The 26319-nt window shown below is 35.8% G+C and carries 10 protein-coding genes and 3 tRNA genes; 11 read left to right on the top strand and 2 right to left on the bottom strand.

Annotated features, from left to right (window positions below):
• The first annotated feature begins 9 nt into the window (after positions 1-9).
• The 9 genes from DES33_RS08335 (at position 10) to DES33_RS08375 (ending at position 22440) form a co-directional block, all read left to right on the top strand.
• A tRNA-Tyr gene (locus DES33_RS08335) sits at positions 10-94 on the top strand.
• Between the two features lie 11 nt (positions 95-105).
• A tRNA-Gly gene (locus DES33_RS08340) sits at positions 106-180 on the top strand.
• Positions 181-219: 39 nt separating this feature from the next.
• Positions 220-296, top strand: a tRNA-Arg gene (locus DES33_RS08345).
• An 840-nt stretch (positions 297-1136) separates the two neighbouring features.
• Complete coding sequence (locus DES33_RS08350; RefSeq protein ID WP_110058687.1) at positions 1137-15713, top strand: SpaA isopeptide-forming pilin-related protein; 14577 nt, start codon at positions 1137-1139, stop codon at positions 15711-15713.
• 331 nt (positions 15714-16044) lie between these two features.
• Positions 16045-18225, top strand: coding sequence for a pilin N-terminal domain-containing protein (locus tag DES33_RS08355; RefSeq protein WP_110058688.1), 2181 nt, complete (start codon positions 16045-16047; stop codon positions 18223-18225).
• A 121-nt stretch (positions 18226-18346) separates the two neighbouring features.
• Positions 18347-19729 (top strand): MSCRAMM family protein, encoded by a 1383-nt coding sequence (locus DES33_RS08360; RefSeq protein ID WP_110058689.1) that lies wholly within the window; start codon positions 18347-18349, stop codon positions 19727-19729.
• Positions 19730-19906: 177 nt separating this feature from the next.
• The gene (locus DES33_RS08365) at positions 19907-20773 is read left to right on the top strand and encodes a class C sortase (protein WP_002840364.1); all 867 of its coding nucleotides are present in this window, start codon (positions 19907-19909) and stop codon (positions 20771-20773) included.
• Entirely contained in the window at positions 20760-21599 is an 840-nt protein-coding gene (locus DES33_RS08370) for a class C sortase (RefSeq protein WP_110058690.1), read from the top strand. Before DES33_RS08365 ends, DES33_RS08370 begins: the two co-directional genes overlap by 14 nt.
• Positions 21586-22440, top strand: a complete 855-nt coding sequence (locus tag DES33_RS08375; protein WP_110058691.1) for a class C sortase — start codon at positions 21586-21588, stop codon at positions 22438-22440. The genes DES33_RS08370 and DES33_RS08375 overlap by 14 nt, the downstream gene beginning before the upstream one ends.
• 60 nt (positions 22441-22500) lie before the next feature.
• Here the strand turns inward: DES33_RS08375 and trhA are convergent, their stop codons facing one another.
• Positions 22501-23142, bottom strand: a complete 642-nt coding sequence (gene trhA / locus DES33_RS08380) for a PAQR family membrane homeostasis protein TrhA (protein WP_110058692.1) — start codon at positions 23140-23142, stop codon at positions 22501-22503.
• Positions 23143-23294: 152 nt separating this feature from the next.
• Between trhA and DES33_RS08385 the strand changes: the two genes are divergently transcribed.
• Together DES33_RS08385 and DES33_RS08390 are read left to right on the top strand one after the other, a co-directional pair.
• Positions 23295-23798, top strand: coding sequence for a GNAT family N-acetyltransferase (locus DES33_RS08385; RefSeq protein WP_110058693.1), 504 nt, complete (start codon positions 23295-23297; stop codon positions 23796-23798).
• Positions 23798-24532 carry a carbon-nitrogen hydrolase family protein gene (locus DES33_RS08390; protein WP_110058694.1) on the top strand — a complete coding sequence of 245 codons (735 nt, stop codon included), beginning with the start codon at positions 23798-23800 and terminating at the stop codon, positions 24530-24532. Before DES33_RS08385 ends, DES33_RS08390 begins: the two co-directional genes overlap by 1 nt.
• 1569 nt (positions 24533-26101) lie before the next feature.
• On the opposite strand, the gene DES33_RS09750 is transcribed toward DES33_RS08390, so the two are convergent.
• The coding region (locus DES33_RS09750) for a hypothetical protein (RefSeq protein WP_211305686.1) at positions 26102-26319 on the bottom strand (218 nt) is incomplete at its 5' end.

Consider the following 26319-nt stretch of genomic DNA (forward strand, 5'->3'; position numbering starts at 1 on the left):
AAGGATTATGGAGGAGTTCCCGAGTGGCCAAAGGGGACGGACTGTAAATCCGTTACTTTATGTTTCGGTGGTTCAAATCCACCCTCCTCCACCAAAAGAATTCATGCGGAAGTGGCTCAGTGGTAGAGCATCGCCTTGCCAAGGCGAGGGTCGCGAGTTCGAGTCTCGTCTTCCGCTCCAGACAACAACAGATGTGCATACATCTGTTTTGTTGTATATGAACGATTAGCTCAGCTGGATAGAGCGTCTGGCTACGGACCAGAAGGTCGGGGGTTCGAATCCTCTATCGTTCGCCAAGACTATAGCATTCAAAGTGATTGCTATAGTCTTTTTTTATTTCTTCATAATTCGATATATTTTTAATCCAAATAAATCAACCTCATCTCATACCCAATTATTTTCAAAATAATCACAAATATTTAATAAATTTAAACAAATTTTAAAAAAATTTGCAAACGATACTACATTTTTCGCTCATAGTAACAAATTATATAAAAAAATTACTATTTAAAATCTTTGAATTATAGCGTTTTCTTAGAATCTGTGATAAATTCATAAAAATATTCCTAAATTTTTATGATATATCTCACTAAATATATAGAGCAATATTTGAACAAAAAACATAGAATAAATATTAAATTAGCAATCAATTCCATAATATAAAGCGAATACAGTAAATTACTAAATAAAAAAGATAGAAACAAAACAAACGAATTCTATTAAAAAAGTAATTTGTAAATATTTGATAAAACTTTATATGCATAAAATCAAAAAATCATAAAAACTAGATTAACAATTCATATAAATTGACATTTCTTATATATCGCGATAAACTACACATAAATAATACATGCAAATATATATTACATAAAAACAGAAGCAACCGTAATTATAATGGATATATAAAGCTATGCATTTTATTTAGAACTAACTGAGTCAGGCAACATTATTCATCGGATATGTTGGGCTGATTCTTTATTTATTTAGAGGGTAAAAGCAAACGATATGCATTATTGAATTAAAAGTTTATAGTTTTTTATTCTAAATGCATGTAAAGCAGTAGAGAATAAAAATAGTATAATAAATATCAAAAAACTAACATTTGAAATAAAAAGCAAGTAATTCAGGAGGTTAAAATGAAGAAAATATTTGATAGACTAACGGCGTTAGTCATGGTAATGCTGATGTTCATACAATCATGCGTTCCAGCCATAACATCATTCGCTAAGGAGGAAGAGCTCGACGAGAGATACGTAATACAAAAGCTCGAGACCTTGAAACAGGATACCTATGCCAACTTTTCATTGAACCTCGCTACAGTAATTGATGACAAGAATCTGGACACAGATACGAACGTCAAGTTTGTATTGAACACCACGAACATCAATTCTAACATCAAACTATTAGTTAGAAAGGATTTTAGTCTTTATGACGAGAGGACATTTGATACAGTAGAAGAGGCTCACAAAGAATTCGACAGAGTGGACAAATCACTCAAAGATCAAGGATTGAGCTTGGATGTATCCGTAGTACAAGAAGATGGTAAATACAGAATCCATAACAACTACGTGCCTCAAGCTGACAAGGAAGACTTTGGAGACGACTACAAAGTATACAGTCTTAAAGTCGTTGACGAATTTGATTTTGATAAAGAAGGATTGTTCAACAAACTTCCAGAAAATCTAAAATCAACAGAACAACATAGACTTCAACTTGCAGAAGAACGCAGACTTCAACAAGATGGCGAAGTGCCAGAAGGTGACAAACACAACCGTACTTACATCTTCGATTTCAAAGTTGACAAAGCAGTTGACAGCAAACTTACAACAATAGCTCTTAATAAGGATGACAATAATCCACTTGAAGTAAAACAAAACGCAGACTTATTTGCAGCTATATTAGATGATAAAACTTATAGCACATATCAAACAGAACAATTACCAGCTGAAGTTACATCATCAATAGAACACAAAAAAGAAGTTGCCGAAGCAAAAGCACAAGCAGACGCCAAAGCCAAAGCAGAAGCAGATGCCAAGGCAAAAGCCGAAGCTGAAGAAAAAGCAAAGAAAGAAGCCGAAGAAAAAGCAAAAGCAGATGCTAAAGCAAAACAAGAAGCAGACGCCAAAGCCAAAGCAGAAGCTGAAAAGTTAAAAGCAGAAGCAGAAGCAAAACAAAAAGCAGAAGCCGAAGCAAAAGCAAAACAAGAAGAACTTGCCAAAAAACAAGCTGAAGCAGAAGCTAAAAAAGCCGCTGAAGAAAAAGCGAAGAAAGATTCTGAAAACAAAAAACTTCTTGGATTAGTACAAGGCTCAGAAGAAGAACAAGAAGAACCTATTATAAAGAAGAAGGAAACAACTGAAGAAGTCAAAAAAGAACCTGCAACACCAGAAGAAAGAAAACAAAAAGCAGAAGAATTTGACAAAGCATTACAAAACAAAAAAGAAGAAATCAAAAAATCAGAAGACAAAAAAGATGCTAATAATAAAGAAGACAATAACAAGACAACTGACAAAAAAGAAGTCAGCAAAGAAACAAAAGGATTATTAGAAGGCATCAAAGAATTCTTCGGACTTACTAATCTTCAAAAAGCAGACCGTGAACTAAAAGCAATCATATCAGTAAAAGCAAACGGATTAAAAGAAGTTCAAGCATTATTATCCAGCTTTGAAGAAAAATATCACCTTACAAAAGAAGAACAAGCAAAGCTAATGGAAGATAACAAAGATGCCATCAAAGCATTAATAGAAAAAGATGCCGATAAGAACTTCAACCCACATGTGTTTGCAGACGCAGGAGCAAACACATTAAACTTAGAGGGTAAAAAGTTCAACATCATGACTAGGTTTGATACATCGACAGCAGTTGGACCAATCAAAAAAGATCAATACTTTAGAATTCACCTTGATGACAAACTAACAGTAAAAAACCAAAACACACTAGAACCTATAAAATACAATAATGAAGTTATAGCTACTCCAAAATATAATAGTGCGGATAATACAATAACTTATACTATAACAAGAAATATCACAGAAAATATCCAAGTCCCATTGAATATCCCAGTGGACTACAACACACAAAATATTAAAAGTGATGATTTTAAAAATGGTCTAATGACTATTATAAACAAGGTGTCTGGTCTAGGAGTTACAAATCCAAAATCCCTTCTACCAGAAAGGATAGATAAGAATGGTAACCCTGCGGGATCTATCATCGAACCAGGTAGAGATGATGTTACACAAATCATCGAAGCTGATGATCAAAACTACAAAGTAAACACAGATGCCTATGCGACTCCAGTTATAAAAGACGGAAAGCTACAAGGCTACAATTGGACTATAAATGTAACATCAGATACTGATCTAAATGACCTAGGACTTAAGGTTAATTTCACTGAAGTCAAAGGATCTGGTCTTGGAGAAATTCAAAATAGTAATGTAGAGTTAAAAGATCAACTTGATGGAGCCTTTGGTATTCATGACTCAAAGCACCACGCTCCAGCAAAAGGAACTAGAGAAATAACATATAACTTCTACACACCAGTCCAAGGTATGCAAGAAAAATACATGATGGATATTTCTATCATCCTTACTGCCAAAAACAAAGTTGGTGCTAAGAGATTCGTTATGGATGGATGGCCAGCTGACAAAGTAAAAGAAGCTACACCAATAAGATCAGGTATGAACAACAGGACTACAATCCTAGGAGAATTCACTTCAGAATCTGCTGCAAGATGGACTGTGACAGATGCAATATCAACTGGTGACGATAAAGGCACAGATGAAAATCCAGCTGATACAAAACTTCCTTGGGAAACAAGAAGTCTAAGCGACAACCAAACTTTACAAAAAGGACAAGTTGCTGTTTATAAAATAGGCTCTGACGGCAAGATGGTTCAAGTTGGACAAACACAACAAAATGTTAATCCAATGCCAGGAAAAGGAGAAAATCCAAACACAAACCAAGATGTTGGTACTATCGCAGTTTATGGATATGATACTAACTTTAGCCCAACAGAAAAGAACCCACTAAGCCTTGGTGGTGTTGAAATTTCCAAATATCAAGACATCCTAATAGACCAAAACTGGAACCTAGACCAAGGGATTAATATGCCGGCTCAAACTATTAAGGCAGTAGATTCAAGTAATACTAATAAAGAACTAGGTTATACAACTGTTGATGAACAAACACCGGGTGGACAAGCAACTAGATCGATAACAATACCTCATGTAAAAGTATGGAATATACAAGGGGAAAGACAATTTACAAAAACACAACCAAAAATAACTCAAACTTTCCCAACTGATAAAACATACAATGGACAAACTATATCCTACTATGAAAACCACAACTACTATGATCCAAACACAAAAGGATACAATCTTCATAATAGAGGAACAGTTGAAGAAGTTCCAAAAATGGCAAGCTTTACAATAGTAAAGACAGACAAAAAAGACCCTAAGACAAAACTTGCTGGAGCGAGATTCAAACTCTTAGGTGGTCCAGAAGTAATCACAGATGCTAATGGTGAAGCTGTGTTTAATAATGTGGCACCAGGAACTTACACAATTTTTGAAACAAAAGCACCAAATGGTTACAAATTAAACCAAGAAAATGCAACAGTTACTATTGATAATGATGGTGGTGTTAATCTTACAGGTGGATCAGCGAGCATATCTGTAGGGGCTAATCCAACTCAAACAGTTGCACATGGTGGCTATCCTGACTACATGAATGCAATGCAATATGCAACTAAGGATGATAAGGGAAATGTTACAACTTATATCTTCCTAAAAGCAAATGAAGCACAAAGAGGTGGATCTACAAATAGAGATACTAGACTTAACCTAAGGATGAATAATGGTTCTATCTCAACTGTAGAAGTTTTTGATGTGTACCCAACTGATCAAAGAAATCCCCTAAAAACTGCCATGACCCAACAAACAGTAGATAAAATGCTGAATCAATTGGGAGGAAGTGTCTTAAACTATCCAAATAATCATCCGATTAATGGTAGTAATGATGTATATGATGATTTCTTGGAAAAAACCGGATATCAAATAAGTCTACCAAAAGAAAGATTTGCAAATGATTGGGGATTTTTGGTAAAAGTAACTGGAACAGGCGATAGTCTAACTTATGATTGGTTGACAGATGGTGATTATAAATTTACAAATAATAACGCTAGACTCCAAAACCAAAACATAGTTCCATCTACTTCAACTGATACAGATAAGGCGACAAAGATTACTATCACTAACGAAGCCTTTGAAACTCGTCCAGTAGAAGTCAAAAAACTAGATAAGGACAAAAATGCCATAGCAGGAGCTACATTTGTAATAAAAGATGTAGATGGAGAAGTTATAACCACATCAATCTCAGATAATGAAGGTAAGGCTTCTTTTGGTAACTTACCAGAAGGTAAATACACAATAGAAGAAACTCAAGCACCAGATGGCTATGTAAAGTCAAATGTTATCTTTGAAGTAACAGTAGATAACTCTAAACAAGTAACTTACATTCCTAAATTTAAAAACGGATCAGGTAATCCTGTAAATGGTGAAGATTACTTTATAAAAGATATAGAACAAAGCCAAGATAAGTCTAGGGCAGATGTTACAAGCGTAACTCAAAAACTTTATGTAAATGATAAAGAAAGTGGAAGTATTGGTAGAAGACCAGGTATCTGGGAAGCATATTTCCTAGAATCACTTTCATACACAGCCGATATAAAACTTAACAATTCAGCACCTGGATCTAGGTTTTCAATCCAATTTGACCCAAATCTAGACTTCACTCAATATTTTAATGAATTTCCTAAGATTAAAAGTAAAGAAGGAATAGATATCGCTGACCCTTATTTTGATTACACAACAAATAAACTAACTTATGTATTTAATGAAAAATCAAAGGGTGGTAAGGCTGATGCTAATATTAAATTAGTTGGTATAATCCCATCAAAGTATTTTGCTAAAAACGATGGTACCTATAACTTCACAGTAACAGTAGCACCAGGGCAAGAAGGTCTAAATAACCAAACTATAACTCAGCCTATCACTGCTGACTACAACTTATACTATTATGACCCAGCAGATAGCAGGCCTTCTCAATCATACTACTTTAGGGATGTATATAAGGCTGATGATGGCGAATGGTACGTAACAGCCTTGGCATACTATAACCCTGACTATGTAAAACCAGGAACAAATAATGTCCTTAACTTTAACTGGAAAGCAGTAAAACACTACACAGCAGGAAATTACGTCGAATGGACAGGAGATGGAACTACACCTCCATACTCACTAACAGATGTCAAGGTTTATAGGACAGCACCTTATATGGGAGTAATTGATTTACCAGAATTACAAACAAGTAAAAAAGTAAACTACAATATGCCCCTATCCTTTGGTGTAAGACCAGAGCAAGATCCATCAACTTATCATTTAATTTATAGTAGAAATATAGATCCTAATGAAAAAATCACAAATGATAGAAATGGCGATGTAGTATTAAATTATGATCCAAGTAAATTAAATACATTTGGTAAACTTAAGGACAAGGGTCCTTTGAATATTCAAATGCCAAGTGTAAATAATAAAAATAAAGACGGCTATATTATTGAACAGACTTTCAAAATTTCTGATATAGACAAGTTTAACAATACTTGGAGAGCCTTCAATATGGCTAACGGACCTTTCAACTCTGCCTTTGTATCAAAAGCCAATGCCAATACAGCCATTGGTGATCAAACTGGTGGAGAAATTCCAAAATTCTATAGCCAAGAAGTTGGATTAGTCAACAAGAAATATACACCAGGTAATTTTAAGATTTTAAAATCAAACGAAACAAATAACAAAGCTCTTCCTGGTGCAAGCTTCTCATTAACTGATGAAAATAATAATGTTATTTATAGAACATCAGGAAATGATGGTATTATAAACTTTGAAAATCTAAAACCAGGTTCATATACCCTAAGAGAAGAAAAATCTCCAAAAGGCTTTGTAAAGACTGATAGAAGATGGAATGTAAACGTAAGTATAGATGGTACAGTAGTAATCACTGAAATAGGACTTAATGCTAGCGGTGGTTCTATTGTTGGAAAAAATATACAAATTTCAGTGACAAATAAACCTACAGCTACAGAATTTAGAGTTTACAAAAAAAATTCAGACAATAAGCCACTACCTGGTGCAGAATTTAAGCTAACAAAACAAGGCGAAACAACAGCCTTTGCTACAGGGAAATCTGAAACTGATGGTGTTGTAAAATTCAATAAAAATTTAACTGAAGGAACTTATATACTAGAAGAAACAAAATCACCAGAAGGCTACCAAAAGCTTGACAATAAATGGGTAGTGGAAGTTGATGCTAATAACAAAGTTAAGATTTACGCTTACAATGAGAAAAAAGAAGACGATCCTAGTGGAGGAACACAACAATTTGAAAATTCACTTCTAACTCAAGATGGAGTTAATTGGGTCAATGTATCACAAAGACCAACTGACAAATTCATCTCAGGTGATAACAGACAAACGGGATATGCAGACAAATCTTCAACACCTTACAAGCTTGGTACAAGAATTGTCGGTATAAATAAAACTGGAAAATATGCTATCCAAAGATATGTAATAAACCCAGAAGGAAAAGATATAGATATCTACAATGCTCTTGTTCACAGAGAAAAACTTTGGGATGACAACATGTCTTGGTACGCTGGTAAAGAAGATGTAAAGATTTATACTCTTGACAAACCAGTTACTACAAATGTAGAAGACATCAGACTATATTCTTATAATTTGACAGATATAACTGATAAGGTAGATAGATCGCCATTAGCATATTCTTATAGCGACAGACTTCAATTAGTTTTCAAAAAGGAAAAATTAACTGATGCAAATGGAAACTCCCTAATAAAAGGAAAACCAATAATTGTAGATGTTAAGATTCCTTATACAAATGAATATGGTGGAATAGGTACTGGAATGGACATTAACACATCAGAAGGACCATTCTGGAAATCAGACTACTACGAACAAGTATCAGATATAGTAGTGGGAGATCCTATTAAGAAAGATAACATCACTGAGGATATAAAAGAATCATATATATCAGATGACTACCTCGATGTAACAAATGAAAAGAAAAAATACGAATTTTCTTTCGATAAAATCAACGAAGAAATAAATAAACAAGGCACACATGACGCAGTAACAGGTGCAACCTTTAAATTAATTGGTCCAGACAAAAGCACAGATACAAAATGGACACATTCAGATGAAAAAGGAAAGGTAGAATTTAAAGACCTACTACCAGGTACCTACAAACTAGTAGAACATGGACCAGCCCAAGGTTACGAACAAGCCAACACAGATTGGACAGTAACAGTTCAAAAAGATGGTAAAATATACCTAAAAGAAAATAATGAATCAAGATCATCAAGAAACGCTGAAGTAAGGACTGGTGATTGGAGAATTGATAGTGCAGGAGAAACCCCAACATTATTCTCATTAGTTGGAAAGAATAGATTTGCAGTCTTAAGTGCGACTCTCGGACAACAAGATCCTTTTGAGATTTCTAATGAACTGATAGGCAATGCTGTAAGAGCAGGAAATGGATGGGAGATAGTTTATCCTGATAAATCTGAGGGGAGAAGAACTGGAGATTTATCACATGATAAATTCGGTAGTACTAAAATTACTGAAATCAACAAGGATACAAAGAGATTTAGACAAGAATTTATTTTTTACCAATCTGAATTTGGTAAAAAACCTAGAACAATTCAAATTCATAGACAACCAGAAGATTATGACATTAAAAAAGAAGATGTTATCTTAAAAATTTATAAAGCTGATGGAACAGATGTAACTAGCAAAATAACCTTCAATGATAAGATTGTAAACAACAACAAATATAGGTTAGTTAGTAACACAATTCCAGCTACTATTGATGGCACTCTAAAAGTAGTAGTGGAAGCTCCTTATAATCCATCTATTGGAATAGGACTCGGAAGTAACTACAATAACAACACTACTGCGACACGTAATAACAACGCATGGATAACTGATTCATATTCAACTGAAGCAGGAATTAATAAGAACCTTGTTCAAGAACAAACTTATAATTTATCTCTAGGAGCTACTACAAATGGTAAGATTTCTGTAGAAGGTAATAAAACAACTGGACTTAAACAAAATGACCAAGTAACTATAAAAGTCACACCAGATACTAATTTTGAGTTAGATACTTTGACTTATAGTGATGGTACAAATACTGTCAATATTGACAAGAATACAAAGACATTTAATATGCCAGCAGCAAATGTAACTGTTAATGCTACATTTAAGCAAAAAGAACAACCACAAACAACACACAAGCTTTGGGTAAATGGAGATATAAATGGAACTATTGAAGCAAATCCAAATGGAGACGTAGTTCCAGGTACACTTGTAACAATAACTCCACATCCGAATAAAGGTTATGTACTAGACAAGGTAACTTACTATGACAAAAATCTTGGTAAAAAGGTAGAAGTTGGCACAAGTTTCAAAATGCCAAACTTTGATATATCCTTGAATCCTACTTTTAAACCTATTAGCACACCTCAACCAACACAACATAGTATTAAAAACTATAATGGTGATGGTGGTGTAGTAGCCGGTGTTCCTAACATTGCAACAAAAGATCAAGAAATAACTCTAAGAATTATTCCTAATGACGGTTACACAGTTGAAAGAATTTGGCTAGAAGATGAAGCTGGAAATAACTTGCGAGATCTTACAAATGCTACAAGCTTCACAATGCCAGACAAGAATGTAGTTATTAAAGCTACATTCAAGAAAAAAGAAGCGAAAAGTTATGATATAGGTACTTCTGGAGACTCTGAAAGAGGAAGAATTACAGTTACAAATCCTACTAACGGTCAAGCAAAAGTAGGAGACACAGTAGAATTTGAGGTAGAATCTTTCCCTGGTTGGGAAGTAGATAAATATTATGTAAGTAAAAATGATCGTACTGGAAACTTAGAAAATGTCGACTTCGATGGTAGACACGGATCCTTTGAGATGCCAGAGTCAAATGTAACTATCAATGTAACTTTCAAGACTGAAACAGTACCAGATGGAAGCAAGACAGTTAATATTAACCAACATACTGGCGGAAACGTAAGCGTGGATAAAAGAATAGCTGAAATAGGTTCTAAGGTAAGACTAAAAATAGAACCATATAATAGATATTCTATAAAATCTTATAACGTTAATAAGGCTCATGGATCTGGAAATGTTACAGTAAAAAGCGATGCAGATGGCTTGTACTTCATAATGCCAGATGATGACGTAACAGTTTATGCAGAATTTAAATGGCAAGCAAGCCCTGGTGCTTTTAAGCTAAATATTTCAAATAATATAGAAAATGGTAGTGTAAGTGCCAACTTAGCAACTGCAAACAAGGGAGATAGGATTTCTCTAAAAGCAACTGCAAATCAAGGTTATAAATTTGATAGATTTATTGTAAAAGATAGTCAAGACAAAGAAATACCTGTAGTGGCAAATTCATTTAAAATGCCAGAATCAGATGTAAGTATTTCAGCAAGCTTTTATGAATATGACCCAGCTTTAGGAATTCTTATTAAAGATGGCGACAAGAGCAAAAAAGTTGAAATTACCAACAGAAAAGATGGTATCACTCCTAAGGTTATCAAGACTGATAGCTATGGAACAAAGCTTGAAGGTGCTACTTTTAACATCAAGAAAATGACTAATGATAAGTACGATACAGTGGATGACAATTTCAAAGTGTTAAAAGGAACATCTGATAAAGATGGAAATGTAATATTCAAAGACGAAGATGGAAATGTAGTTAAGCTTAAAAAAGGCTACTACGTAATGACAGAAGAAAAATCCCCAGATGGTTACAAAAGAATTGTAGCTCCATGGAAGATGGAAGTAAAAGATGACGGCGGACGTATGTATTCTGTTTACAAGGGTCCAACAGACACTCCATCAAGCTTTATAGATGATAATAAAAAAGCAAATGCAAAAGATTATAATGCTCAAGGTGATATAAAAGTAAAATCTAGATTAACTTATATCAATCCAGAATCAAAGACTTATGTACAAAGAATTTATATTGATACTAGAAACTATACTGGTGGAGACTTCTTAAACGTACAAATAAGTCCAAAACACAAGAGAGAAGAAATTGATAGGGCAGGACTTCCTCCAGTAACTATCAAAGAAGGTGTCAAGACTGCTTATAGGTCAACTTATCAAATAGTAAACCCAGAAGAAAACGCAGACATCCAAAAAGGAGATTATGATAAGATTCTAAGAACTTACGACTTAGCAAATCCAAATATGTCTATGGTAAATACTGCAAGGTGGAGACCATTTGACTGGGGCTTTGACGAAGACCAATTAAATATTGGTAAAGGAGTTTATATAGTAGAAGTCGAAGGTTACTATGACGATACCATTATAGATGGTACGGCAACTAATGAAGTTTATATAGACAAGAACTACAACTTCACAGATGCTCAAGGAAATCCAAGCAAAGAACCTGTTAAGAAAGCACCTTATAAGAAGACTGAAGATAAAATGAATCCAGCAGACTATGGCAAGATTGACCTTCATGTTGACTTCTATAAAGGTAAGAGAGAATTTAAACAACTGGTATACTCACAAGCAGACAAGAGTGTCTACTTTGACACTATTATAGGAGATACTGGCAAAAATACAGCAGCTTATCAAGGTGGTGCTGAAGCATTAAGAAAATATTTAGAAGCAACAAAAGGAAAAGAAACAGCTGATGCTTGGGCAAAGAAGAAACCTGCTGGTCAAAAATATGCTAACTTTATCAGTAAGAAAGTAACTTTCAGCAATGGCGACTATATTACAGGTAAGGTTGACCCAACTATAGCAACTGAACCATATCACCATGCAGACACATCTGTAAACCTAAATCCTATATATTCTTCAGATACAGAAAATGAAGTTCCAAAAGATGGATTGGTAATCGAAAATGAAAAGGAAAAATATAACATTACCTTCTCAAAGCACGGTCGTGACAATCCAAACGATAAGCCTGACATCCAAATAGTAACTGAAAACAGACTTGAAGGAGCAGTATTTAAGGTTCAAAAACTTATTGGTGGAAATTATGAAGAGGTCAAAGGTTCAACTGTAGCATCTGCCTTCAACGGTTACTTTGGTTTCAGAAACCTAGAACCAGGTAGATACAGACTAATGGAAGTTCAAGCACCAAAGGGCTACAGACCTATAACTGAACCACTTCTTAGCTTCACAATTGAAACAATAAGGACAGACTCTGGTAAGATTGTAGATCCTGAAACAGGAAAGATAATAGATATTAAAACTATTAAAGTTAAGTTCCCTGGAGATGATAAGGGTCAAGCTTTGACAAGTCTATATATGACTGATCCAAAGGATGCTAAAAAGAAAATTAAAATTAATGAAGTTGATTCTAAAGAAATCAACATGGAAACAATTATTTATAAATCTGCTGATGCAACTAGCGGCAAACCGCTAAAAGAGTTAATTTTAGTAGTAAGTGATGGTCATGAATATGCCCTACTTCAAACTAAAATAATTTCAGATTCATCAGGGTTTGTTTCCCTAGAATATGAAGGAGCTAATGGTGTTTACCAGTACGTTCCAGAAAAAACAACTTCTGTTAAAAATGGTAAACTAGTTGACTTCGTAACATCTGCCACTGCCAAGAACATGGGTAAGATAGTAAACGAAAAACCTGGTAAGGGTGCTATCACCATCAACAAAAAAGATGGCGAAGGAAAGGCTCTTGAAGGTGCAAGCTTTAAGCTAACAAGACTATCAAGAAAGAAAACAGAAGAGACTGGTACAGACACTGGTACAGGCACAAAAGTTGACGGAATTTATAACGCTACTTCAGATGCTAATGGTAAGGTAAAATTTACAGAACTACCAATTGGTAATTATGAATTAGTAGAAACAAAAACAGTTGACGGCTACCAAAACAAGGGTCAAATATGGCACTTCACAGTAGGTGGTAAGGACCTTGACCCATATAGTGGCCCAATCGCAAGAACTGGTGTAAACCTAACAGATTCCATCACTCTAAATAAGTCTGAAATGACAATAATTAGACCAGACAATGACCCTGAAAAACAAACAGCTAATACAATCTGGCCTAACTCAGCTCAGTTATTTAGGTTCGACAATGACTTTGAACTAACAAATGGCAAAACAATAAGGCCTGGAGATTATTTCCAAGTTAAATTAAGTGACTACACTGACCTATATGGTATCTACAACAAAGATTTAATTTCTGGTCTTGATATATTCGCAGACGGTGTTGGTACAATAGCCAAGGCAGAATATGATGATGCAAGTGGAATAATCACCTACACATTTACAGAATATGCTAGAACCTATGAACTAAAAGACTTTAACACAAGTATTGTAGGTCACATTGATCGTTTCAAATTCAAAACATCACAAGATAATGTACCTGTTGGAATTAAAATGAATAGGGATAATGCAACAAATACCTTTAAGAATGTAAATGTAAGATTTGACCTAGGAATACATTTTGCAGAGGCTAATGGAACTAGACCAAACTTATCCTCAAAGATAACATACTTTGATAATAAGACTGGAGATTTTGAACACATCTTCTATCTAAACAGGGATCAAAACCTAATAAAAGATGGATGGTTCACTTATCTTCCAGCTAAGGGTGTAGAAAATCTAAGAATGCAAGTGTTTAGAGTTAATGATAATTTATTGAACCATTACAATGCAAATTGGCAAAACAACATGAACTATATCTTACCTCCATCTTATGCAGTGGATGTAAATGACTTTGTCAGCAAGGGATATATTTACTTGCTTAACAAGAACAATTATTATGGTGATGCATCTAAGGCTGATCCTGCAGTTTATACTTTCCCTAATGGATACCTACAACCAGAAGACACTTATATAATAAGAGTTACTGGTAGTATCAAAGACAAGACTAAGACAGCAGACTATGAAGCCCAAGGAAAGATCGACAGATACGATGCATACAATTATACTTTTGTGGGTGCTGAAAGACACGATTATGTCTATGGTTTATTAAATGAAAATAATGCAGAGGCTAAGCTTGAAGTAACTGCGACAAACCCTAAGAATGAAATTTCATTTAAGAAGACAGATGCAGAAGGCAAAGCCCTTAAAGGTGCAAAATTCGCCCTTGTAAAATACGACAGTACTTCAGCAAAATGGAATGAAGTTAATGGTACTGAAAAAACTACAGAAGAAGATGGACTAGTTAAGTACGAAAAACTTGCTCCAGGAAAATATGCCCTTATCGAAAAAGAAGCCCCAACAGGCTACAACAAGATAGAAGGTCATATAGAAGAATTTACTGTAGATGAGGACGGTATAATAACAAAAGAAGTTACTAGACCTAAGGGAAGCGACAATCCAGTAGGAACTTCACTTGGAGAAAATGCAGAACCAACTATTAATTCTACTGGACCAAGTTTTACAGAAAATGTCTCAAGGACAATTACTAATGTTGTGAATAAAGCTATGGAAGCTGTAACAGGAGAAACAGAAACAGTCAACGAACCAATAGGAACAGATCCAATAAATGTAGTTAACTACAAGAATATTGAATTTGTAAAAGTTGACGGAGATGATAATACAAAGACACTAACTGGTGCAGTATTTGAAATTCACTATAAGGAAGAAGAAAATGGCGAATATGCTGCCCTTACTAAGAAGGAAACAGTGGATGGAAAAGAAGTTGAAAAACCAATAACTGTTACATCTGGCAAAGATGGTAAGTTCAAACTTCCAATCTCAAAAGATGGTTACTATGCATTAGTAGAAACTAAGGCACCAGAAGGATATTCTAAATTCCCTGGCAAGATTAAAGAGTTCAAACTTGAAAGTGGAAGTATTTCAGTTCTTGAAAAAGACCCACTAAAATCAAGCTTGACAAGGGGTAAGAAAGGACAAATAATTAGCCAAGTTCTATCAGTGGATAAGAAAAATAATACATTCACACAAAGAATAGTAATAAATCCTAAACACGAAAGCTTGACTGGTATTAATAACTCCTCTTACCTAAGAATCTTAGAAAATTACTGGAGTATTACACCTGAGTTTAAAGATTCCACAGGAAATGGAACTGGTGGAGAGGTTAAAGTTGCTCTTCTAAAGAAAACTCCAGGAGAAAATGATAAAAAATCTATTGGAGAATTAGAAGAAAAAGACTTCAAGAAGCTAGGAGCACTTGAATATGGTACAGTTGGTAACAACAGAGGATCAAGATACTCACTAAAAGAACTTCTTGGAAAAGATACTGACTCAAGCGTTATTTCAACAACTGATACAATAGTGGTTGAATACACAGGTAAGATAGATGATGTGTTTATGGGCAAAAAAACCGAGTATCCAATAGATCAAAAAGCAGAATTAATTATTGATAACACAATACTAGATACTGCTGAATACGGTCTCGATATAAATACGCTATCAAGCACTGATCCAGTCTATGTAGATGTGAACAAGTCCAACATTACACCAATACCAGTTGAAAACCGTAAGGCGGAATATCCACTTACTGGTGCTATGGGTATCATAGGATTCCTTGTAGTGGGTGCTGTGATGATGGCAACGGCGTACTACAAGTACAGACGTAAGAGAAGAGAGAGTGCTTTATCATGATTGAGGTTAATCAAAAGATGAGGTACCCTCCGTAAAGGGACTAAATAAGAGACAAGGGGATGAGGCGTAAGCCAAGTCCCTGGTATCTCAAGATGTTCTGATGTTTATTCAAGATGAAGGAATAATAGTAAAAAAGCTAATCGAAGTTCTAATAAAAAGGACTTGATTATAGAGAGCGGACCGAGAGGTCTGTGAAAAGGCAAAGTCTAAGAATACCAATAAAAGGATATATTGGACGAAGCCTCAAAAGGAAGAAGTGCCTAAAAGGCAAGGGTAAGGTAATAATTTGCGAAAGGCAAATGATTATAAAAAAATATAAAGGAGTTTTATTATGAAAAAAAGATTTTTATCACTAATCATAGCATTAGCGATGATGGTTGGCGTATTCACCCCATTGATAGCAAGCGCTGCTGATGAAACAAAAACAAAAGTTAATATTTGGAAGTTACAAGCTGATTCCTATAAAGGAGTTCCACTTGATCATGATGGTACTAAAATAGAAGATTATACTTCCTTAGGTGAAAATGTAAGAGGATTAAAAGGTGTTGAATTTTCTTACTATATTGTAACTGCAGCTCAACTCGAAACACTAAAAGCTTCTAAACCAGCTACAGCTGAAGATGTAGCTAAAGTACTAGTAGCAAAGAATGAAAATGAATCAGATAAGGATTACAACAAGAGAATAGAAGACTTCAACACAGCCAATCTAAAACCATTAACAAAAACTGATAAAGATGGTAAGGTTACTGTAGATTTAGCTAATGGATACTACTGGTTTATAGAAACAGCTACACCTGCAAATGTTACAACAAATGGTGCTCATGCAGTTCCATTTCCTTTGACATTACCTCAAGTAAAATTGGTAAAAGATGGTGAAGGTAAAGTTACTGCTGATCCTAGTGGCGAATATATGACAGAACTAAACATTTATCCAAAGAACACAACAACAAAACCACAAGTTGACAAGGACTTTGAAGGAAAGGCAGACGCTACAAGACCTATCGACACAGAAAAAAATGAAACAAGAGATTATACTTTAGGCGATTTAGTACCTTACGAAATCGAAACAATCATTCCAGCAAACACAAAATATGGTTCAGTTTACTGGACTGACCAAATGACTGAAGGTCTTACATTTGAATCAAGCACTCTAAAAGTTAAAATAGGTGAAGAAGAATTAGTTAAAGACACAGATTACAAACTAACTGAAGTGGGTAATGGATTCAAACTTGAATTATTAAAAGGAACTAAGGAAGTAGACGAAGAAGGAAATGTTACTAGTGCTACAGGTCTAAAAAGAATAGAAGACCAAGCTACTGATACTACTATTACAGTAACTTATAAAGCAACTCTTAACGAAAAATCAGTTGTAAATATTCCTGAATCAAACGACGTAGTATTCCACTATGGTAATAATCCAACTGAAGGTAACACTCCAGTTCCAAACAAACCAAATGATGACAAAAAAATCACTGTAACAAAAACGATGACTGGTGTAGAATGGCCAGAAGATGGTATCAAAGTTCAACTTTACAATGCCAATACAGGAGATAAAGTAGGAGATGTTCAAACACTTACTTCTACAAATCCAAGCTACACTTGGGAAAATCTAGATCTTAAATATGAATACAAGGTAGTAGAAACTACAACAGGTTATGATGTAATTTATGGAAAAGGTAAAGATAAAGAAACTAATAAAGCCGTTGCAGGAGAACTTACAATCGAAAACAAGGAAACTGAAGAACCAGAACCACTTAACCCAAAAGAACCAAAAGTAATTCACTATGGTAAGAGATTTGTAAAGGCTGACAAGGGTACAAATAAATCTCTAGAAGGTGCTCAATTTGTAGTTAAGGCTAAAAAATTCACAAATGTTAAAAATGAAGACAAAGGTCACCTTGAATCACAAGAAGGTAAATATTTAGCAAGAAAAACAGATGAACAAACAAACGATGATAGAGTTAAATATTTAAAAGCTAGAGCAATTTATGAAGATATGCTTAAAGAGGGTTCAGGTAAAACTCAACAAGATGCTGACACTTACTATAAATCAGATGTAGAACCAGCTTACAAAGAGCTTAAGACTGAATATGTATGGAAAAAAGCAACAGTAAAAGCTGTAAAAGGTGATGCTGATTTTGATAACAAAGATAACCTTGTTGTATTAGAATCTGATAAAGCAGGTAGATTTGCAATTGATGGTCTTCCAGAAGGAACTTATGACCTAGTGGAAGTTAAAGCTCCAAAAGGATACGCATTACCATCAATTGATTTCGAATTCTCAGTAAATAAAGATTCATTCAATAACGAAGAAAATGGCGTTAAGTACCATGATAAAGACGAAGAAATAACAGTAGCAACAGGTACAACAGCCAAGAGAATCGACAACTCTAACTTAACAATCCCACAAACAGGTGGTATTGGTACTATTATCTTCACTGCTATTGGTCTTGCAATAATGGCATCAGCTATTATCGCTATCAAAAAAAGACAAGCAACTGAAGCTAGATAATAACTAAAAGAAGAGAGGAAAAGCAATTTTCCTTCTTCTAAAAGTGCAAATATGTGATGTATTTGCACTTTTAGAAGAATATAACAATGTTAATATAGAACTATAAATGGAAGGTAATAATATGAAGATTTTAAAAAAGATATTAATGGTTATGGTAATGGTGGCGATGACTCTTACTAGCAGTTCATTTGCCGCGGGTGATTATTCGATAACTGTGACGGTGGATAAGAAGCTAGGAGAGGCTCGTGGAGATATTTCGTTGTGGAAGGTGTCTGATGTGCCATACGATAATAAATCTAGTAAGCTTGATGAACTTAATAAGTTATCTATTGAAGAGTTGAATTCTAAGTATTCTGACAAAAGGGTGATGGAGTTTAAGGACAATCAAATTGTGTTTGATAATTTGAGTGCCGGTGCATATTATATGAGGGATACTTCTGGTATTAAGAGGGACAAGGATATTGTTCCGGCTTTGATTAACCTTCCAAATGATCTTGAAGATGGTTCGAAGAATGTGACTATTCATGCGAAGGAATCTTCTACTAATGTTAGACTTGTAAAGGTGGACGAGAGCGGCAATCCTTTGAAGGGTGCTAAGTTTAAGTTACTTGTAAGACGTGGTAGCGAGTATGTTGAGTTAAAAAATAAGGCTACTATGAAAAAAGATGATAAGCTTGAACTATCTTCAAAAGATGACGACAGATCCAAGGTGCAATCTGAAGAAAACGCAGATGAGTCGAAGGACGAAAATTCCAAGTCTGAAAAAGATGAAGCAAAATCCAAGGATGAAAAAAAGGAAGAAAAGTCCAGTGTGGAATCTAAGAATGAGGAAAAATCTGATGAGGGCTTGTATATTTCCAATGAATCTGGTGAGATTATAATCAACGATATTAAGAAGGGCGATTATATTTTCAGAGAGGTGGAAGCTCCAGCAGGTTACATGATTAAGAATGTGGACACTAAGTTTACTATTTCTGATAAGTCTGTGGAACTTAGGGTTGTGAATAGTAAGACTCCGGACAAGGACAAGGGTAGACACGATTTCATGAAGACTGATGAAGCTAAGAAGCCTTTGGGTGGCGCGATGTTCAAGGTTATGACTAAGAACAAAGACGGAAAGTTTGAGCCAGTGAAGAAGGACGGCAAGGATTATATTGTAACAAGTGCTGACAATGGTAAGTTCTCCGTTGAGGATATGGATTATGGTAAGTATTACTTAGTTGAGATAAAAGCTCCGGCAGGTTTCATTTTATTGAGTGAGCCTGTTGAATTTGAAATCAAAAAACAAGCTGATGATAAGACTATTTCCATTGCTTTCATCACTAACAAGAGTGACACTATTACTAGAAGAAGAACTCCAGGTGGAGATATTACTCGTCGTAAGATTCCAAAGACTGGGGATATTAGATTTTTCATGAGTATGATTGGCGGTGCGATTATGTTCTTTATTGGTAAGTGGATAATTGCAAAGGACGATAAGTTAATAGGAAAAAATATTAAGTAAGTCGAAAAATAGATTTGAGAATATGTAAAAATAAACCCTCATGCTAGGTGGTCTACGATTTTGTGAGATGTGTTATTGGTGTGAGGGTTTGGTTATGTTCAGTATCAAATGTTTTTCGATTTTATTTTTTTAAGGTATAATTGTCTTAGAAACCGGTATTTGAGAAAGGTAATTGTAATGTGGAAGAAGATTAAGCATAATTTTGTGTTTATTTTAATATTTTTGTTGGGATTTGGTGTGATGATGTATCCTGTAATTTCTAGGTTGTATTATAGGGTGGATTCCACTAATCAAGTGAAGGAGTTCGACAAGGCTGTGAAGGGTTTGTCGAAGGAAGAATTGGATAAGAGGTTGGCTTTGGCTAAGGGCTACAATGATTCGTTGAATAATGTGGTGAGCAAGGATCCTTATGATAAGAAAAACCAAGAAGAGGGCAGGAAGGCTTATGCGAGAATGCTCGAGGTGAAGGAGAAGATTGGTCACGTTGAGATTCCGAAGATTAATCAGGATTTGCCGATGTATGCTGGTACGAGTGAGGATGTGTTGCAGATTGGGATTGGCCACTTGGAGGGGACTTCTCTTCCTATTGGGGGGAACAATACTCATGCAGTGTTGACTGCTCATAGTGGGCTTCCTACGGCGAAGTTGTTTACTGATTTGAAGATGATGAAGATTGGCGATAAGTTTTACGTTCACAATATTTTCGGGACGTTGGCTTATCAGGTGGATCAGATTAAGATTGTGGAACCTTCGAATTTCAATGATTTGCTGATTGTGAAGGGGCATGATTATTGTACGTTACTTACTTGTACTCCTATTATGATTAATTCGCACAGGCTTTTGGTTAGGGGTCACAGGGTTCCTTATGTTCCTGCTGTGGATGAGGCGTTGATTGCTGATAATAAGGCAAGTTATATTTACAGGTATTTGTTCTATGTTTCTTTGGTTATTATCGCTATTTTGTTGTATTTGATTTATCGTCAACGTAAGGCGAAGAAGAGATTAAAAGAACTTGATGTAGAGGATAAGCATGAAGAAGTCTAAGTTAAAGGAAAATTTGAAGTATGTGTTGATTTTCTTGGTGGGATTTGCTGTGGCGATGTATCCTTTGATTTCAAGGTTGTACTACAGGATTGAGGCTAATAGTGCGGTGCACGATTTTGATACTACGGCTAAGAAGATTGACAAAAAGGAGATTGACAGGAGGATTAGACTCGCTCAGATTTACAATAAGACTTTGGATCCTAGTAAGCTTGCGGATCCTTATTCTGAGAAGGAAAAGAAGAATGCGATTAGCGAGTATGCGAGAATGCTTGAGGTGAAGGAAAAGATTGGCCACGTTGAGATTCCGAAGATTAATCAGGATTTGCCGATTTACGCTGGTACGAGTGAGGAGGTTTTGCAGAAGGGTGTTGGTCACTTGGAGGGGACTTCCCTTCCTGTTGGTGGCAAAGGAACTCATGCTGTGTTGACTGCTCACAGGGGTCTTCCTACTGCGAAGCTGTTTACTGATTTGAATAAGATGAAGAAGGGCGATGTGTTCTACATTCACAATATCAAAGAGGTTTTGGCGTACAAGGTTATCGACGTTTTTGTTGTGGAGCCGAGCGATTTCGACAAGGTTTTGGTTGTGGAGAGCAAGGATTATTGTACGTTGTTGACTTGCACTCCGTATATGATTAATTCGCACAGGTTGTTGGTGCGTGCTGAGCGTACTGAATACAATCCTGCTGCTGTGGAGAAGGATTTGGTGAGTCAAGTGACTGGTAAGTACAAGATTTATTTGATTATTTCACTTATTATTATCGCGATTTTGTTGTGGTATTATATTAGACAAAGAAGAAGGAAGAAGAATAATGAGATCAAGTAGGAAGTTTGGTTATGTGATTTTGTTTGTGGGGATTGGGTTGTTGACGTTTTGTTTGAGCAATTTGTCGTACAAGATTTTCTCACAAGATAAAAAGATGGATGATTTTTTGAGGACACAAGGTGAGATGTCAACTGAGCTTTCCGAAAGAATCGACAAATACAATTCGAATGTGAATGTGGATGAGACAGGTCTTGTGGATCCTTTTAATTCGGAGGATATTGAGCTTGAAAATAGTAAGGTGATTGATGAGAATGGGATTTTCGGGTATTTGGAGATTCCTAAGATTAATTTCAAGAAGCCGATCTATTTGGGTGCGAGCTACAATCATTTGGCGAAGGGTGTCGGTCAACTTGACGGGACTTCGATTCCTGTGGGTGGTAAGGGCAGACGTAGTGTGCTTGCGGGCCACAGGGGTTGGTACGGAGATATTATGTTGCTGAAGGTGGGTCAATTGTATTCTAATGATGTGGTGTATGTGCATCATCATGGGAAGACTTTGACTTACAAGGTTGTCGGAAGAGAGTACATTAGTCCGTCGGATTGGGATAGGTTGAAGCCTGTGGAAGGCAAGGATATGCTGACTATATTGTCGTGTGATCCGATGTATCCTCCATTTACTAGAAGGATTTTGATTAACTGCGTGAGAGTTGATGAAACTACGGCTGATACAAGCACTGATAATGTGAATGGCAATAAGAATTCATCAGGCAAAGATTTGTCGGAAAAATCTTCGTCAAAAACACTTGATTATGTGCTGTTGGCACTTACTGTGTTAGCATGGATTGTGCTTATTGTGAATATTAGAAAATTCATGTTGGATATTAGAAGGCATGGGAAATAAAATAAAGGGTAGTGCAATAGATTTTCTATTGTGCTACCCTTTTTGTTTGAAATGAAAATTTTATCCGAAATATATTCCGAAAAACTGTGCTACTGATGCTAGTATTATGAATATGTGCCATATTGAATGGAAGTATTTTCTTTTTTTAGCGTAGAAGTAGACTCCGATGGAATAGAGTATTCCTCCCGACAATATGAGTATGAATGAAAGCATTCCAGAGATTTGGATGACATTTTTCATAAGTAATACTGACATCCATCCCATTACTACGTAAAGTATGAGTGATTGCTTTTTGTATTTTTCTTGGAGATTTTTCTTGAATATTGTGATTTTGAGGATTATTCCTACTAGTGCTATAAGCCAAACGGCTACTAAAAATCCTACTCTTTGTGCGCCTTGTAACACTCTAACTATTATTGGTGTGAATGTTCCAGCTATGCAGATGAATATTGCGGAGTGGTCAAAATATCTGAGGACTTTTTTTGCTTTGGTGTTGGTGATGGCGTGATATAGCGTGGAGAATAGGAACATCAGCATTAGGCTTACTCCGTAGATTATGTTTGCAATTATGAGTGGAGGGTTGCCTTGTGATTTTATGATTAACAATACCATGAACGCTATTGCTATTAGAACTCCCACTCCATGTGTTACGGAGTTGAAGATTTCTTCGCCTATTGTGTATCTTTTTTTAGTTTGTTGCATTAATTCCTCCTTGTTTCGTAATGATTTAATTTTATTACTTAAATATGGTTATTTTATGAGTGTGTGGTTTGTGGGTGATGTGATGATAGAAATGGCAAATGTGTGTGAATTAGGATATAATTGATGTAACGAATGATGAAAAAGAGGGAATTATGAGATATAGATTATATAATGCAGATGATTATGACAGATGCTGTGATTTGTTGAGAGATTCTAATATGAAGTACAGTTTTTCTGAGAAGAGCGATGTGAAATTGTTTGAGGACATTGTGAAATCGAAGAGTTTCTGTGAGGATTGTACTTTTGTATTGGAAGACGGAGATGTGATTTGTGGAATTGTGATGTTCACGAAATGTCGTGTGAGGAAGTTCGATGGGTTGTTGCTGTCGATTTTCTACGTTGACGATGAGCATTTGAGTGACGATAATGTGGATTTGCTTGTGGGAAATGCTGTCGATGATGTTATGAGTCGTGGTGTGAAATTTGTCTGCGTGATGGGTGAGCCTGATGTGTTCACGAAATTTGGTTTCACGAGGGCGAGAGACTACGGGATTTTGTGTCCTTTTTATATTGAGGATGATTATTTCATGGCGAGATGCGAGGATGGTTTCAAGACTCGTGGAGAGCTTAGTTATGCAAAGGAGTTTTTTGAGTAATGAAGATTAGTTTGTGTGCTGTGGAGCAACGTTTGAATGATAAGGTATTTAATATGAAGCAAATTGAGAAATACGCGAGAGAGGAAGCTGAAAACGGCGCTGACATGTGTGTGTTTGGGGAAAGTTTTCTGCAAGGGTTTGAGTGTTTGAGTTTTGTGTACAAGGATGATGTTGGTGTTCCTGTGACGCAAAATTCGAATGAGATTGCGGAGATTCGTAGGATTGCGAGGGAGAATGAGGTTGCGATTTCGTTCGGATATATTGAGAATGATCATGGTGCATTTTATTCTTCGCAGATGACTGTGACGAAACGTGGGGAGATTTTGAACAATTACAGGAGAATGAGTCCTGGTTGGAAGGAGCCTTCTGCTTGCAGCGATTACAGGGAAGGCAGCAAGTTGTATTTGTACAAGATGGATGGAGTGAGTTTTTCGACGTTGATTTGCGGTGATTTCTGGGATGAGAATTTGTATACTTATATTTCTATGATTGACTCTGATATTTTGTTGTGGCCTGTGTTTGTCGATTTTTCGGTGAAGGACTGGTTTAAGAATGAGTTTGAGGACTACAAGAAACAATCGCAGCTTGTGCCAATGCCAGTGCTGTTTGTGAATTCGTTCGTAGATGAGGATGACAGGGCGAAAGGTGGCGCGTATGTGTTTTACCAAGGGAAGGTTGTAGAGGAACTAGAACCAGGGAAAGAGGGCGTGTTGAGGTATGAGTTTGTAAGGTGAGGTATTAAAGAGTTTGTGTTGAGGTAGGTTTTGAGTAAGGGGTAAGTTGTTAGATGGGGTTAGAGGGTTCGTGTGAAGGTAGTTTTTAGGTAGAGTTAGAGAATTCGTGTGAAGATAGACAGAGACGGGGTTTTTGATTGCAGGAATTAGGTTGTTTCATACCAGAATAAAAGGTTTAACTTCACTCGTCTAGCTTCCAAAAATTGGAAAACAACAAATCTCGAAATCCTAAAATTTGAAGCACGCTTCGCTTACGCGGTCAAATTTTGGCCGGATTTCTGCGATTGAGTTTTCAAAATTTTTTCCAGATGACTCGCTTAGTCAAAGCCTTTTATTCTAAAGGACTCATACCTCATGGGGGATTAGGGGAGAAAGTTGATAATTCAACTCTCAAAATCCTAAATAAGTCCGCTTGCTTCGCTTCGCTCCCTGATTTTGACGGATTTTTTCGAATGAATTTTCGTTTGTATGAGGATTGCTAAGGTAGGTAAGGACAGGAGTTGTTAGCTTAGTGTGAGAATTCGTGGCTAGATAGACAGGGGTAGGTTTTTGTTGCTAGAATTACTCTGTTTCAAATCAGAATAAAAGGTTTAACACGCTCCTCTAGCTTCCAAAAATTGGAAAGCCTCAAATCTTGAAATCCTAAAATTTGAAGCACGCTTCGTTTACGCGGTCAAATTTTGGCCGGATTTCTGCGATTGAGTTTTCACAATTTTCTCCAGATGACTCGCTTAGTTAAAGCCTTTTATTCTAAAGGAATTTACGGACAAACTGTTGTTTTTCGCATCACTTGGTGTAAAAATTCGTGAGGTGCATTGAAAAGCATAGGTAATGTTACGTAGGAGCGGTTTTGCTCGAATATCTGGTCTACAGAAATTTGTGATTTCTAAATCTTGGTCTCCTAAAATTTGAAGCTCGTGCTCCGCACTCAAGCGGTCAAATTTTGGCCGGAGCCCTTCGATTTGAAATCAACAAAATTTCTTCCGAATGATATTCTTCGTCAAAACCTGCTTCCTACTAAAAAACTCTTAAAGCTGAAAACAACTAATCTCGAAATCCTAAAATTTGAAGCACGCTTCGTTTACACGGTCAAATTTTGGCCGGATTTCTGCGATTGAGTTTTCACAATTTTCTCCAGATGACTCACTTAGTTAAAGCCTTTTATTCTAAAGGAATTTACGGATAAACTTAAGGTTTTCGCTGGAAATTGTGTGAGAATTCGTCAGATGCATTGAAAAGCAAGGGTAAGTGTTGAGTAGGAGCGGTTTTTCTCGAATATCTGGTCTACAGAAATTTGTGATTTCTAAATCTTGGTCTCCTAAAATTTGAAGCTCGTGCTCCGCACTCAAGCGGTCAAATTTTAGCCGGAGCCCTTCGATTTGAAATCAAACTAAATTTCTTCCGAATGATATTCTTCGTCAAAGCCTGCTTCCTACTAAAAAATTCTTAAAGTTGAAAACCTCTAATCTCGAAATCCTAAAATTTGAAGCTCGTGCTTCGCACTCAAGCGGTCAAATTTTAGCCGGATTTCTGCGATTGAGTTTTCACAATTTTCTCCAGATGACTCGCTTAATCAAAGCCTTTTATTCTAAAGGAATTTACGGACAAACTGTTGTTTTTCGCATCACTTGGTGTAAAAATTCGTGAGGTGCATTGAAAAGCATAGGTAATGTCACGTAGGAGCGGTTTTGCTCGAATATCTGGTCTACAGAAATTTGTGATTTCTAAATCTTGGTCTCCTAAAATTTGAAGCTCGTGCTCCGCACTCAAGCGGTCAAATTTTGACC

Source organism: Finegoldia magna, from assembly GCF_003182075.1.
Classification (GTDB): Bacteria; Bacillota; Clostridia; order Tissierellales; family Peptoniphilaceae; genus Finegoldia; species Finegoldia magna.